The 12781-nt window shown below is 41.7% G+C and carries 16 protein-coding genes and 1 pseudogene; 6 read left to right on the top strand and 11 right to left on the bottom strand.

Annotated features, from left to right (window positions below; translation table 11 throughout):
• Positions 1–207 precede the first annotated feature (207 nt).
• On the bottom strand, positions 208–1041 hold the full coding sequence (locus tag AABB92_RS08825) for a hypothetical protein (protein ID WP_031376849.1): 834 nt from the start codon (positions 1039–1041) through the stop codon (positions 208–210).
• 118 nt (positions 1042–1159) lie between these two features.
• On the opposite strand from AABB92_RS08825, the gene AABB92_RS08820 reads away from it, so the two are divergent.
• A complete protein-coding gene (locus tag AABB92_RS08820) occupies positions 1160–1399 on the top strand; it encodes a hypothetical protein (protein WP_031376850.1) in 240 nt (79 codons plus the stop codon).
• Between the two features lie 124 nt (positions 1400–1523).
• Here AABB92_RS08820 and AABB92_RS08815 read toward each other — a convergent pair whose 3' ends face one another.
• The 5 genes from AABB92_RS08815 to AABB92_RS08795 all read right to left on the bottom strand — a co-directional run bounded on the left by AABB92_RS08815 (position 1524) and on the right by AABB92_RS08795 (position 4150).
• Complete coding sequence (locus AABB92_RS08815; RefSeq protein ID WP_031376851.1) at positions 1524–1799, bottom strand: hypothetical protein; 276 nt, start codon at positions 1797–1799, stop codon at positions 1524–1526.
• Positions 1792–1953: a hypothetical protein gene (locus tag AABB92_RS08810; protein ID WP_161797047.1), complete on the bottom strand. Its 162-nt coding sequence runs from the start codon at positions 1951–1953 to the stop codon at positions 1792–1794. Before AABB92_RS08810 ends, AABB92_RS08815 begins: the two co-directional genes overlap by 8 nt.
• 397 nt (positions 1954–2350) lie before the next feature.
• The gene (locus AABB92_RS08805; protein ID WP_031376852.1) at positions 2351–2971 is read right to left on the bottom strand and encodes a hypothetical protein; all 621 of its coding nucleotides are present in this window, start codon (positions 2969–2971) and stop codon (positions 2351–2353) included.
• Between the two features lie 16 nt (positions 2972–2987).
• Positions 2988–3761: a DUF2971 domain-containing protein gene (locus tag AABB92_RS08800; RefSeq protein WP_072050991.1), complete on the bottom strand. Its 774-nt coding sequence runs from the start codon at positions 3759–3761 to the stop codon at positions 2988–2990.
• Positions 3762–3805: 44 nt separating this feature from the next.
• Positions 3806–4150, bottom strand: coding sequence for a hypothetical protein (locus AABB92_RS08795; RefSeq protein WP_031376854.1), 345 nt, complete (start codon positions 4148–4150; stop codon positions 3806–3808).
• A gap of 185 nt (positions 4151–4335) precedes the next feature.
• On the opposite strand from AABB92_RS08795, the gene AABB92_RS08790 reads away from it, so the two are divergent.
• A complete protein-coding gene (locus AABB92_RS08790; RefSeq protein WP_052720610.1) occupies positions 4336–4824 on the top strand; it encodes an EAL domain-containing protein in 489 nt (162 codons plus the stop codon).
• Between the two features lie 227 nt (positions 4825–5051).
• Here AABB92_RS08790 and AABB92_RS08785 read toward each other — a convergent pair whose 3' ends face one another.
• On the bottom strand, positions 5052–6251 hold the full coding sequence (locus AABB92_RS08785) for a DUF3800 domain-containing protein (protein ID WP_031376855.1): 1200 nt from the start codon (positions 6249–6251) through the stop codon (positions 5052–5054).
• Positions 6252–6368: 117 nt separating this feature from the next.
• On the opposite strand from AABB92_RS08785, the gene AABB92_RS08780 reads away from it, so the two are divergent.
• The 3 genes from AABB92_RS08780 (at position 6369) to AABB92_RS08770 (ending at position 8359) form a co-directional block, all read left to right on the top strand.
• Positions 6369–6905 (top strand): hypothetical protein, encoded by a 537-nt coding sequence (locus AABB92_RS08780; RefSeq protein ID WP_046288447.1) that lies wholly within the window; start codon positions 6369–6371, stop codon positions 6903–6905.
• Positions 6817–7521, top strand: a complete 705-nt coding sequence (locus AABB92_RS08775; RefSeq protein ID WP_161797046.1) for a phage terminase large subunit family protein — start codon at positions 6817–6819, stop codon at positions 7519–7521. Before AABB92_RS08780 ends, AABB92_RS08775 begins: the two co-directional genes overlap by 89 nt.
• A gap of 151 nt (positions 7522–7672) precedes the next feature.
• Positions 7673–8359, top strand: coding sequence for a hypothetical protein (locus AABB92_RS08770; protein WP_152659089.1), 687 nt, complete (start codon positions 7673–7675; stop codon positions 8357–8359).
• A gap of 184 nt (positions 8360–8543) precedes the next feature.
• On the opposite strand, the gene AABB92_RS08765 is transcribed toward AABB92_RS08770, so the two are convergent.
• Both AABB92_RS08765 and AABB92_RS08760 read right to left on the bottom strand, forming a co-directional pair.
• Complete coding sequence (locus AABB92_RS08765; protein WP_031376857.1) at positions 8544–9380, bottom strand: pyridoxal phosphatase; 837 nt, start codon at positions 9378–9380, stop codon at positions 8544–8546.
• A 129-nt stretch (positions 9381–9509) separates the two neighbouring features.
• Positions 9510–9725 (bottom strand): annotated as a pseudogene (locus tag AABB92_RS08760) (HAD-IIB family hydrolase); the annotation flags it as partial.
• A gap of 151 nt (positions 9726–9876) precedes the next feature.
• Between AABB92_RS08760 and pgl the strand changes: the two are divergent.
• Complete coding sequence (gene pgl, locus AABB92_RS08755; RefSeq protein WP_031376859.1) at positions 9877–10872, top strand: 6-phosphogluconolactonase; 996 nt, start codon at positions 9877–9879, stop codon at positions 10870–10872.
• 42 nt (positions 10873–10914) lie between these two features.
• Here the strand turns inward: pgl and AABB92_RS08750 are convergent, their stop codons facing one another.
• Together AABB92_RS08750 and bioA are read right to left on the bottom strand one after the other, a co-directional pair.
• Positions 10915–11391, bottom strand: a complete 477-nt coding sequence (locus AABB92_RS08750; RefSeq protein WP_031376860.1) for a kinase inhibitor — start codon at positions 11389–11391, stop codon at positions 10915–10917.
• 75 nt (positions 11392–11466) lie between these two features.
• Complete coding sequence (bioA, locus tag AABB92_RS08745; protein WP_031376861.1) at positions 11467–12759, bottom strand: adenosylmethionine--8-amino-7-oxononanoate transaminase; 1293 nt, start codon at positions 12757–12759, stop codon at positions 11467–11469.
• Positions 12760–12781: the final 22 nt, after the last annotated feature.

Here is a 12781-nt window from a genome sequence, read left to right as displayed (position 1 = left end):
AAATTAAACAATTCTTTTATTTCTAATAAATACTCAATGATTATCTGGTCGGCACTGCGTGCCTAAAGTATTCGTGAGTAACTACCGCACTTCGTTTTGCTCCGCTTGCTTAGGTCGTCGGCTGTTGAAGCCTCCTACAACTGGAACCATACATACTGTTAGGAAACCCGATAAAATTAGTTGGTTTAATATTGGTGAAATTTCAATTTAGTCTCGTGTGTATCGGAAGTAATTTTTCAAATGCCTACCATCTTGAAAATATTTTTCTATACCTCTGATTGTCCTTACATAAGGTGTATCAATTTCAGGATCACATAACTGCTTTTGAAAGAAAATGATCTTTTCTACTAATACGTCTACATCCTGATACCTCGGGGGGGAGGTTGGTTTAACTGGATCGTGACGTTGTATGAAATCATTATCAAATCGTGGGGAAAAGTCAGGAGCTTCTCGTTCAAGAATTTCTGATAAATAGATAGTTATACTATGGACGGTATTGAAAAGTACTTTGCCTATAAGAAATGCGTCAAACAGTTCTTGCTTTTTCTTTGGAACCATTTCCCAACCATAAATTTCTAGTGATTGTAATGTTTCTCTTATTTCTTTCTCAAGTCTTCGTCCTTCTTTAAATCTTGTCTCTAAATTCTTTAAATCTACTGGTAAGGTTTGAGGTAAATAACTTATTTCCTCTTCATCCTGAAACACGCCAACATCTCCATTTACATATGAAGGAACTTCGATGTCTAATACATTGAGAGACGAGAAATTAAGATTGTCTCTATATTTCGGTATAAGCTCAAGTTGAAGATTTTTTATTAATTCATAGCCATCTTTTTTTATAAAATCTGAGAAGTAATCTTTTGCAAATACAAAGGCTCTGTATGCTGCATATGCCATTACTATATTACAGGAAGCGGAAATCCAGTCAGAAAGATTACCTACATCTTTCTTTAAAGCTGCGGTGATAACCAGCCAAAGGGAAAGTACTAATAGCACCATCAAAGATAATTTAACAAAAAGGTTGTAGATCTTGCTTATCATGGTCTTATCCTAAAGCCGTGAAAATAATAAGTATCATAAAGCTGGTGAGTAAGATAGTTTGTACTAAATAAATTACTTAATCAACAAGGACATACTATGGGAATTGAATTTAACTTATATGACGATGATACTTTTCTACTTCCTTTACGTTACTAATGAGGTACGCATAGAGACAGATGGGCAGGAAGAGTTACTGATAGAAGACCGCAACGGCGAGGTACGCACCATTTCAGACCCAGTGAAGTACTTAACCATTGAGCAGCATGAGGATGAGTACTTCAATGAAAGCTTGCTTAAGCTATATATTGATACTTTGATAGATGTAGTGGAATTACTGAAAGCAATGTGTGACCATTAAATGAAAATGAAAATGAAAATGAAAATGAAAATGAAAATGAAAATGAAAATGAAAATGAATAGTTTATAACTGGGGAATAAGCCATAATTCAATATGTTTTAGCAAATAAATTATGGCTAAAGGTTTAGTCAAACTTGCTTCTCAATAAGTTGAGAAGGGTAGATTTAGCACGTTTAACAAACTGGTCTTCTGTTTCACCCGGCAACACGTCACCAACCTTATCGTCAAGTTTAGTAATAAACTCATCACTTTGTACAAACATCATGACATCATCAGTGAATTCATCAGCTTTGCCACTACCTACAATTGGGGTGGTTAATTTTGTTAACTGCAATTTAGAGTTTTCTAACTTGTCAGCAGTTAAAGTTTTTTTCAGTAAAATCAGTTCACTTTTATGCATTTTTCTTTTCTCCTGTTTTGTTTTTATACATTTGCCTAAATAATGCTTCAAACATTTCTAAAAAGAGGTTATAGATTCTTTCTTTAGTTTCAGGTGGTAGAGAAGAGAAAAAGTTAAAAATCGTCATGGCGATTTTGATAAGTGTAGATAGCATCGAAATTCCTTCTAAGAAGTGGTGCAAGTGCTATCGGCAGTGCACCAAAAAACTTTAACAATTTTATATTTTTAAGATGATTTTAGTGGCCCTGAACCGTCTACAGCGGGTGTTCTGCAAAAACTTTCCGTGGTTCAGGGCTATCGCTTTACTTGCCTTAAACCAGCCATCTACCATTTATGCATAGTATCCAATCAACGCTAAGTGGAAAAATGCAACTTTCCACCTGTACAGCAAAGGCCGCTCGAATTCTTAAAGTGCTAAGTACTTTTGAGAATATCAGAAAGAACATCCTGATCTAGATGAAAAAGCGTTAACCAATAATTGAGAGCTATAAAAATGTGTGAAATGAATCAAATAAATATATTTAAGCCCGAAAATTGCTTCTGCGGAATTATTATTTGAATAAGAAAATCGCTTCTATGTCACATTGGAAAGATTTAGCATCCCTAATGATGTGGTTTTTAGTATTGGTCAATTTATCTTGTTCTTTATAAAATTTGTCTTTATCTCCTAAATTTGAGCAATGTAATATTGTAAGTGATGTGGAACAGAAGTCTTGAAGAAGAGCAAAAGCATCATATACTTTTACTGGGACACCTATTTTCCATCTCCTGCAAGACCCAAGCTTTTCTCGCAATGCTATTATTCTATATATATATTCAATTAATTGGTTGTTTATTTCTTCATTACGAAATTTTTGGTAATTAATGCTAGCGATATCAAAATAAAGTTTCTGCAAGTTCAGTTGAATTTCATCATATTCAGTCATGAGGGAGCATACATGATTAAATCCAGTCTCATTTTGTTTTTGTTTTAGCCAGTTAGGAGCTGCTTTATATGCAAGATAAGCAATAATTGTAGTAATAATTGATGATACAGCACTGAACCAATCAGATACACTCCCCCATTCAAAATCTTCTTGGTCAATAAAAAATATCTTAACTAGGATAATGGTTTCAATGAACATTAAGGTTGATAAAATCGCAATAAATGTACTCTTTGAATTATGTTTCATGTGGTAACCTTAAAAGTCACATTCTGAATGGTATTTTAGTTAATTCGAATTTATCATAAGCCATGACAATATCATGCTTTTTGATTTTCGTGCCAGTATAATTATTTGAACTATCAACTAAGCGAGATATTTCCTTTTTATCACTACTAGAAACTTTCATGCCAACGTATATTCCCGTCATTTGGTTTCTTTCAAATGAGTATACTCCCTCTGGCTTTTTGATTATCACTCTTAATTCTTTTTCATATTCCCATTCTTTAGATTTCGTCAGGGATGCATAGAAACCGGTAGTTTCAGTATCAGTTCTACCTTGATTATCATAAAGAGGAGGGCGGTTAGGAGAATAATTTACCTGAAAGGGAACGAGAATAATGTAAGACAACTTCCCAGTTAAAAGTAAAATGTCATTTGATGAGTAATCATCGGAATTAAACTCGAATTCAATCACACACCCCTTATGGTTATCAGCATAATGTGCCCACATAGGTAGTATATAAGGAGATTCGCTAAAACAACTAACTGACATTTCACCCGTATAAATCTCTCTAAACCTTTCACTACGGAGAGACTGCAAATGTTTCAAGGATTCGCGATGATTAGTTTTATAACGTTTGATACCTTGACCAAGCTCAGTATTGAGTCTTTTAGCAAATTTTTTAAATCCTGTCTCAAGTACAGCAGGATGATAATCAAAAGGGTCATTGAAGTTTATTGGTGATGTGAACTTTAAGGTTCCATCCCTAATAATTATTTTTGCAACTTCCTGTGTAACATACTTATAAAATTTCATTTTGAGTTCTAATTAAATTTTTCAGGCTTAAGATTGTATCAAGATCAAAATGGCAATTCACCTTGCATATCACTGAACTCGTCCAGATCACCGTTATGTGCATCTAACATAGCCCGGCGTGATGTGAACCAACTACCTACAGCAAAGATATTTACAGGCTTAGCTTCTTCAAGGACAAAGTAGTATGCGGTACTTGATACGATACCAAACCAGTACATACGTGTGCCATCTACTTTAGGCTTTGTTTCGAACAGTACACATTGCCCATTACCAATACTCTCTGAAGGTAAGTATCCGCCAGGGTGAACCACTACGATACGTTCACCTTGTTCCCAATAAATCTGAACACCTTTTCTTATACCCGGATCAAAACCGTTCTTATTGCCCATCTCTTAGCCCTCCATGTTATGAATGTACTGTAAATTTATACAGTAATGTACGTATGAACAAGTAAGGATGGCTAAAATCATATAAAAACGATTATTTTCAAGCACTTAATGATCAAAGATGCTATAGCCTAAACAATTAAAAATGATCAATAATTGATCTCTAACCACAAAAAGAGATAACGATAATGATCAATAAGACCTTCTTTGCTGAACCAGTAATAAGCACCGACGGAAAGCTTTTAGGGGTAGAACTGCTAACTAAGTTCCATCATGCAGATATGCCTGTACTGGACAGTAAGTACTACATACTCGTAATGCCGATAGAGCAGAAGCGGCAACTACTGATACAACAACTAACAGAGATTCAGATCGCCGCATCCTGGTTCAGGGACTACGGATTGTTCTGTTCCTTGAACGTTGATAGGCATCAGGCAAGGTTATGTGCGTATGACCGTGAGTTAGTTGAATGGCTACAGGGATTATGTGATGTAGTACGTATCGAGATCTCAGAAGACTTTGAAGGTTTAGAGTACGGTATCAATGAACCCTTACTGAGAAAGCTGATTGCCAATGGTAATGATCTTTTCCTTGATGATTTAGGTGCAGGGCGGGCTAACTTAGCTGCACTAACCACAGGCTGCTATCACACTGTAAAACTTGATAAGGCTTTCTAACGTCATGAAGTACAAAAGCCAACCTTCAGTATTCTGATCAAGAACATTAAGCGTTATTGTGATCGCATCATCATTGGAGGCGTAGAAGAGAAGGGCGAACTTAAAATTTTAAATGATGCGGAAGTATGGGGCGTGCAAGGCTATCTGTACCGTTCAGTAATTTTTCATAAATTAGAAGTATTGCTTTAAACTAGAGATAAAACCCTCAGAAAACGAGGGTTTCAAAATCATATAAAAGTTAATGCTCTTGATATTCTATATATTTCTTGTTCGATACCATCTAAAACTGATAATGAATTGCGGCTACGAGATGTGATTTCTTCAAGTATATAACGATTGAGATGGCTTTTTGAGTTAGAAGGATCTAACAGCTCAGGCGTGGGCACAACACAACACTGCCAGTAAAATACTTCCTTTTCAAAAATATTAATCCATTTTTTATGAAAGCTTTCACTATGGTTTTTTTTCTTCATGAGATAATTACTCATGGCGGCTACTATATCAGCTATTTGTATTCCATATGCTTTTTTTGAATCTGCAAGAATTAAAGGCTCAGACAGCATAAATGTAAATGGTAGATTTTTTCCATCAAAACTTTGATAAGCAATTTTTTCCGAACCAACCATTTTATTAAACATCTCTTGATTAGAGATTAATGGCTTCGATTCGTCACAGATGGCACGTATTTTCCCAAACTTAACGCTTACATCGCATAATAAATTATAGAGGGATGTGGTTGTTAAATCCAGCATCCATTTTTCAATGCCAGTGCCTTCTAATCCATTATATTCCTCTTGAATAATGTCAATATGAATTCTCGCAAAATCATGAATATCCTTCATGAAGTCAGAATATTTCGAATCAGCTACCGGTTGCAAAAATTGATCTACTGAAATATTCCTACGCGAAAAATCTTCAAATCTGTTATGAAGTTCATTTGAATATCCATCATTAGCTATCATAGAAAAATACATCATATTAGATATGAATCTGTGAAAATTTAAATTATAAAAGATAGAGCTTTTAGCTGCGAGGACAGGTTCAAAAACATATTCAAAAAACTTCCCAGAGAGAGCATATTTTTTTTCATTGACGACAACACGCATTCTGCCTCTATAGTGAGTGAGTATTTCATCAACAGCTTTCTGAAGCCTTTTACTGTTAACTAATGTGCTTCCTTTTAATTCACCCGCCGAAATTTTATACTTATCAATAATACGTTCAACAAAGGCCTTGCTTTCTTCTTCATCACTAACTACAGCAGCATAACTGAAAAAAGGCTGGTCTCTTGAAAGCAGGTTGTTGCCAGTAAATCCAGATTCATCGAAATAAACCGTTTTAACCATTTCGTTACCTTGGAATTGAAAGGATTTGATTGAAATAAATATAATAGCATTTTGGTTTTTAACTTCAAGCAAAACGCTCATGTAGCTTCAAATAAAGCAAGGTACTCCGACGAAATTTCAAAAAATCGCGTAGTTTCGCCGCTCGATGTGTTTTTTGTATGTGAAGTTTTGAAACCTATTCATTCAGCAGAGGAAAAGATGACATATAGCCAGCTAGCAAAGATCTATGGATACGATCCAGTAACTGTAAGCAGGGACTGGACTTCAAGAGGACTAGATATTTCCCTAAGCGAAGACGAGATCTACCAGTGGGTAGCAGACAATGTACTAACACCGCTTAGAGGCCAGACAGATTTAAAAACAGAAACGCAGATAGAGCAACTAAGGCTTGCTAAAGCGAAAGCAGACATTGAAGAGATGGAAGCAGATTTAAAAAGGAAAAATTTAGTAGAAGTAGATTACGTGACAGAAACACTATCAGGGTACTTCAACCAATTGAAAAGTATGTTACGTAGTATACCTAATACTACCTATATCGAATTATTTTCAAGCGAGGATGCAAACCAGCTTAAAGAAAAACAAAAAGATAAAATTGATGAAGTACTTCGTGACATTGGAAGTTACGAGTATGAAGAGGAAACTGAAAATGGATTTTCAGAATCAGAGGAAACTGATCAAGATACTGAACAAAGCAGTGAAGGCGATATTACCGCCAGAGAAAATAAAACCGAGTGATTGGGTAGAGAAGAACTTAAAGTTTTGTGATGGCGAGTTACAAGGTTCACCAATGCGTTTATACGAATTCCAGAAAGAACCACTTAACGCAATTATTGAACCTGGAATTAAACGAATTTGTTTAATGAGCAGTGCTCAACTTCTCAAGACGACAATAGTTACTGGTGCATCACTTTATTTTTTACACCACGATCCAAGTAATATGGTTATTGCAGGAACAACTGCGAATACAATCAAGAAGTACAAGAATGGTAAGTTTGATCCTACTATCCAGTTAACACCAAGCCTTGCAGAACTAATTACAAGTAAAAGCGACAGAACTAAAACTAACGATGCTACTACTCAAGAAACGACTCTAGGTACTTTCAATTACTTTGTCAGCCTATCTAGTCCAAGTACCTTACGTGGCCTAACAGCCAAGCGGGTATTCTGCGACGAGATTTCAGGCGTAGATACAGAAGGTGCAGAAGGGAACCCCATCGCCCTTGTATCACAGCGTTGTGAATCCTTCCGTGATTCACTGATCATGATGTGTAGTACTCCACTAGTACCGGTAGCCACAATCGGTTTGCTTAATAAAATTTTTAAAGAATTCATAAGGCATCCTTTGCAATAAAAAATGAAATGTTTTTAACTTGTATCATATGTTAAAGTTTTGTAAATGGCAATCAAAAATAGTAAGCTGCACATCTTTCTTTCTATTGTGACCACGTGTAGTAGAATGATATTATATTTAAATTATATCATAAATTCATGGGTTCTTAATTGTGAGAAGATGGCTAGCTAATCAGAAAAAGAAATTCGACGAAGACTCCAACAAGAAATCATATGCTAATCATAATTGGTTTGTTCATAAAGAAATTTTCCAAAGTCATTTAAACAAAATTTCTTCTTATGCGTCTGAAAATGGCTTGGATTTATTAGTTGATAATTATTCTGATGAAATGTCTGGTTTAGGTTTTGATGGGTTATCACTTCAATTTAACACAACTTTTACTGGTAATATGGTTGAGTTAAAAGAAGAGAATTCAAGAGTCTTCAATTATCACAGGCAAAGAGGTGCAGTCTTACACATTACCTTTAGTGGTACAGGTAAAGTTCAGGTATTTCTAGATCCTTCTACATCTGAAGATTCAAAAGCAATACACAAATTTTTATTGGTCTACTTTACATCTGATCCCAGAAATATAAGTACTCAAATGATTGATCGCTGGGTCAAATACCTTTTTGCATATCAGCGTGTTACGGGTGTTTTGCATCAAGCATCGTTTTCTGATAAATGTATTGTCTCTTATTGCAAGTTTAAATCCTTTTTGATGCAGTACGACACCCCTGATACAAAGTTTAAACGTTATGCAGGGATATATATACCAGGCATAACACTATTAATTACTGTTTTAGTATTTTTACTAACAGTATATACGTTGATAATCCAGCTTACAGCAAAGTCATAAATTAGTAGCGAATAATTAATAATTTACTAATATGGAATAATTAATTACTTATCAAATTGAAGTATTCTGGCGGGTAGTAGTTCTGGTGCAAAATTGCTCGCTATAAAAGGCGATATAATATCACTAATGCCTGTATGGAATTACAGGCATTTTATTATATCATTGGATATTGCACGGTTTTGATTCAACTATTTAAACGATTCCATTGGTAGTATTGGTTTAATAGTTCAGCAATGCTAGGCTCAGTGTTATTACCGATAACTAAATCAGCACGTGCTTTTATCTTGTCAGAAGCATTACCCATCGCTACACCAAGTCCTGCACTTTCTAGCATACTTAAATCATTATAGTTATCACCAAAGGCAATAACCTGATCCATTGACAAGCCTTGAGATTCAACCCATTGTGCCAATCTTTTTCCTTTGCTGTTGCCGCTTTGAGCTATATCAACTTGATCATGCCAAGACCATTCACAGGCGAGGCCAAGCTCACGCTCAACAACTTCAGTGAATTCTTGCAGTTTAACTATATCGTTACCAGTAAGTGCAAACTTCCAAATGTTATCAACAGCCTTCGCTGATTCTCTTAGCGAATCTACTTTTCGAAATACCGGACGCTGTGATTCTGGTAAAGATCTCGCCCAATTTTCTGTACGAATAATATGGCCCGTTGGTTCCTGATAAATCATCGCATCGTCGGCGTACATCAAACTATGTACATTGTAACTATCAAGCAGATCAATTAATTGAGTAGATTGGTTCGGTTGCAATGGATCAGACGCAAGCACCTTCTTTCCTTGATAATCGTACAGTAATGCACCATTGCAACATATTGCAGGTGTATCTAACTCAAGTGCTTGATAGAAAGGATGAATTGCAACAAAGTGACGTCCAGTAACAATGATAACTTTTGCTCCGGATTCACGTACTTTTTTTATTGCACTTAATGATTCTGGAAGAATTTTTTTCTCTGGGGTTAACAAAGTACCGTCTAGATCAAGAGCTACTACCTGATAATTCATGCTATTTTCGCTATGTCCAAATTTGAGATTGCTTTGATAGTACACCGCTTACTTTGTTGATCAATAGTTGAATGTCATAGGGAAGGGAGCGAAACATAGACAAGATTTTTTTGTATTAATGCTTTACCTATACAGATAGGTACCGTTACAACAGATGGCTGGCGTATCGAGTTCTAACGCCTGATAAAAAGGATGGATGGCGCAGTGATGGCGTCCGGTCACGATAGCGACGTGAATGCCCGCCTGACGCGCCTTCTTCAGCGCCTCGACCGACTGCGGCAGAATGGTTTTTGCGGGTGTTAACAGCGTGCCGTCGAGATCGAGGGCAATGACACGGTAGCTCATTAATCCTTCCGTTGGGGTAGGTTAGCGAAGCCTCAAGTCTACACCTGACTGCCCTTGTGAGACAAAAAACCGGGCACAAATGATTCCAGCATGGCTAAAACGCGCTACAGTGACTCACAGATCATCATCAGGCAGCCAAAAAGGAGAATGCATGAAACAAGTTGTCTACACCGCCAGTCCCGAGAGCCAGCAGATCCATGTCTGGCAGATGAATGAAGAGGGTGCGCTGACGTTGCTTCAGGTGACCGATGTCGCTGGCCAGGTTCAGCCAATGGTGGTGAGTCCGAACCGCGATTTTCTCTATGTCGGCGTGCGCCCCAATTTTCGCGTGCTGGCGTTTCGCATCGCGGCTGATGGCACCCTGACCGAAGCCGGACAGGCGCCGCTGCCCGGCAGCCCGACCCATATCTCCACCGATCGCAGCGGTAAATTCCTGTTCTGCGGCTCCTACAATGACGCCTGCGTCAGCGTCAGCCCGATTGGTGAGGATGGCGTGCCACAGGCACCGCTGCAGGTGATCCACGGGCTGGAAGGGTGCCACTCAGCCAATATTGATAACCACAATCAGACGCTCTACGTGCCGGCCCTGAAGCAGGACCGCATTTGCCTGTTTGCGCTGGGCGATGATGGCCAGCTGACGCCGCGTCCGCAGGCGCAGGTCACCACCGTCGAAGGCGCCGGTCCGCGCCACATGCAGTTCCATCCGAACGGTCGTTACGCCTACTGTGTGAATGAACTCGACAGCACGGTCGACGTCTGGGCGTTAAATGAGGGCAACGTGGCAAGCGTGCAGACGCTGGATATGATGCCACCTGATTTCAGCGGTACCCGCTGGGCAGCAGATATTCATCTGACGCCGGATGGCCGTTTCCTCTACGCCTGTGACCGCACCAGCAGCACGCTGGCGGTGTTCAGCGTCAGCGAACAGGGTGACCAGCTGACTCTGCAAGGTTTCCAGCCGACCGAGACCCAGCCGCGCGGCTTTAATATCGATCACAGCGGGCAGTATCTGGTGGCGGCGGGGCAGAAGTCTCATCACATCGAGGTCTATCGCATTACGGAACCGCAAGGGCTGTTACAACCGCTGGGACGTTATGCGGTTGGACAGGGACCGATGTGGGTTGTTGTGCATCAGCTGCAGGCATAACGCAGTTTCGCACGCCTCCCCGGACGGGGAGGCATGGCAGGATTACTGATAGTTCACGGTCAGTGACGCGCTCGCCAGCGCGTGAAAATGGACGTTAAAGCCAACCATTGCGCCACTCGCGCCCTCATCCACCTCAATCTTTTCCACATCCAGCGCATGCACGGTGAAAATGTAGCGATGGGTTTCGCCCTGCGGCGGTGCCGCGCCGCCATAGCCAGCCTGACCAAAATCAGTGCGGGTCTGTAGCGCTCCTGATGGCAGTTCGGCTTTGCCGGAACCCGCGCCCTGCGGCAGAGAGGTAGTGCTGGCCGGAATATTGGCAACCAGCCAGTGCCACCAGCCGGAGCCGGTTGGCGCGTCGGGATCGTAGCAGGTCACCACAAAACTTTTGGTGCCTTCCGGGGCCGCTTCCCAGGCCAGATGGGGAGAGATGTTCTCGCCCTGATAGCCCATGCCGTTGAAAACATGCTTCTCAGGCATCTTATCGCCGTCGTTAAAATCCTGACTATAAACGCGCATTGCCTCTCCTCACGTGTCGATGAATAGCCTGTCATCATAACCAAACGCGCAGGCAGTTCCAGCGCTTAGCCCGCTTCAGTCGGCAAAATGTGAAGAATGCTCAAGCGCTGCCCCAATCGCCTGCACCAGTTTGCTTAGCGCCTGCGGCGTGATGATGTAGGGCGGCATCAGATAGATCAGCCGGCCAAACGGGCGGATCCACACGCCCTGCTCGACGAAGAACTGCTGCAGCGCCGCCATGTTGACCGCCTGATGGGTCTCGACCACGCCAATCGCGCCCAGCACCCGCACATCCGCTACCTGCGGCGCACTGCGCAGCGGCAACAGCTCCTCCCGCAACTGCTGTTCGATAGCGGCCACCTGACCTTGCCACTCGCCTTCAGCCAGCATCGTCAGGCTTTCGACCGCCACCGCGCAGGCCAGCGGATTGCCCATAAAGGTCGGGCCGTGCATAAAACAGCCGGCCGGACTGCGGCTGATGGTGTCCGCCACCTCACGGGTGGTCAGGGTGGCCGCCAGCGTCAGGGTCCCGCCGGTCAGCGCTTTGCCAACGCACATAATATCGGGCGTGATAGCGGCATGTTCACAGGCAAACAGTTTGCCGGTGCGGCCAAAGCCGCTGGCGATCTCATCGGCAATCAGTAACAGGCCGTAGCGATCGCACGCTTCACGCACCCGCTGCAGATAGCGCGGATGGTAGAAACGCATCCCGCCTGCGCCCTGAACTATTGGCTCCAGAATCACCGCGGCCAGCTGCTGATGATGTTGCTCCAGCAGGCGGGCAAAATCGTCGAAGTCGCGCTCATCCCATCGGTCGTCAAAACCACAGGCCGGAGCCTCGGCAAAGTGATGTTCAGGCAGGTAACCGCGCCACAGGCTGTGCATCGAATTATCCGGATCGCACACCGACATCGCCGCAAACGTATCGCCGTGATAGCCGCGTTTCAGCGTCAGGAATTGCTGACGGACCTCTCCGCGCCCCAGCCAGTATTGCAGCGCCATCTTCATCGACACTTCCACTGCGACCGAGCCGGAATCGGCGAGGAATACGCACTCCAGCGCCGCGGGCGTCATGGTCAGTAGCTGACGGCAGAGCGCCACGGCAGCGGGATGGGTTATGCCGCCAAACATCACATGGGACATCTGGGTCATCTGCTGGGTCAACGCCCGGTTCAGTCGCGGATGGTTATAGCCGTGGATCGCCGCCCACCACGAGGACATGCCGTCGACCAGCTCACGGCCATCGGCCAGTTGCAGCTGGAAACCGTGTGCGGCAACCACCGGGTAACAGGGCAGGGGGTCCTGCATTGAGGTGTAGGGATGCCAGATGTGCTGGCGATCAAAGCGGGCGTCTTCAGGCGTGAACATGGGCATCGCAAACCGGAGTTGT

Origin of the sequence: Pantoea brenneri (assembly GCF_038594305.1) — a bacterium.
GTDB classification, from domain to species: domain Bacteria; phylum Pseudomonadota; class Gammaproteobacteria; order Enterobacterales; family Enterobacteriaceae; genus Pantoea; species Pantoea brenneri.
This window is presented reverse-complemented; position numbering and strand designations above follow the sequence as displayed.

Excerpts from the sequence above, each read along its gene's own strand:
- AABB92_RS08780 (WP_046288447.1), top strand. The coding sequence starts at position 6,369 with ATGACATATAGCCAGCTAGCAAAGATCTATGGATACGATCCAGTAACT.
- AABB92_RS08790 (WP_052720610.1), top strand. The coding sequence starts at position 4,336 with ATGATCAATAAGACCTTCTTTGCTGAACCAGTAATAAGCACCGACGGA.
- pgl (WP_031376859.1), top strand. The coding sequence starts at position 9,877 with ATGAAACAAGTTGTCTACACCGCCAGTCCCGAGAGCCAGCAGATCCAT.
- AABB92_RS08815 (WP_031376851.1), bottom strand. The coding sequence starts at position 1,799 with ATGCATAAAAGTGAACTGATTTTACTGAAAAAAACTTTAACTGCTGAC.
- AABB92_RS08775 (WP_161797046.1), top strand. The coding sequence starts at position 6,817 with ATGGATTTTCAGAATCAGAGGAAACTGATCAAGATACTGAACAAAGCA.
- bioA (WP_031376861.1), bottom strand. The coding sequence starts at position 12,759 with ATGTTCACGCCTGAAGACGCCCGCTTTGATCGCCAGCACATCTGGCAT.
- AABB92_RS08825 (WP_031376849.1), bottom strand. The coding sequence starts at position 1,041 with ATGATAAGCAAGATCTACAACCTTTTTGTTAAATTATCTTTGATGGTG.
- AABB92_RS08750 (WP_031376860.1), bottom strand. The coding sequence starts at position 11,391 with ATGCGCGTTTATAGTCAGGATTTTAACGACGGCGATAAGATGCCTGAG.
- AABB92_RS08795 (WP_031376854.1), bottom strand. The coding sequence starts at position 4,150 with ATGGGCAATAAGAACGGTTTTGATCCGGGTATAAGAAAAGGTGTTCAG.
- AABB92_RS08785 (WP_031376855.1), bottom strand. The coding sequence starts at position 6,251 with ATGAGCGTTTTGCTTGAAGTTAAAAACCAAAATGCTATTATATTTATT.
- AABB92_RS08810 (WP_161797047.1), bottom strand. The coding sequence starts at position 1,953 with ATGCTATCTACACTTATCAAAATCGCCATGACGATTTTTAACTTTTTC.
- AABB92_RS08765 (WP_031376857.1), bottom strand. The coding sequence starts at position 9,380 with ATGAATTATCAGGTAGTAGCTCTTGATCTAGACGGTACTTTGTTAACC.
- AABB92_RS08805 (WP_031376852.1), bottom strand. The coding sequence starts at position 2,971 with ATGAAACATAATTCAAAGAGTACATTTATTGCGATTTTATCAACCTTA.
- AABB92_RS08820 (WP_031376850.1), top strand. The coding sequence starts at position 1,160 with ATGACGATGATACTTTTCTACTTCCTTTACGTTACTAATGAGGTACGC.
- AABB92_RS08800 (WP_072050991.1), bottom strand. The coding sequence starts at position 3,761 with ATGAAATTTTATAAGTATGTTACACAGGAAGTTGCAAAAATAATTATT.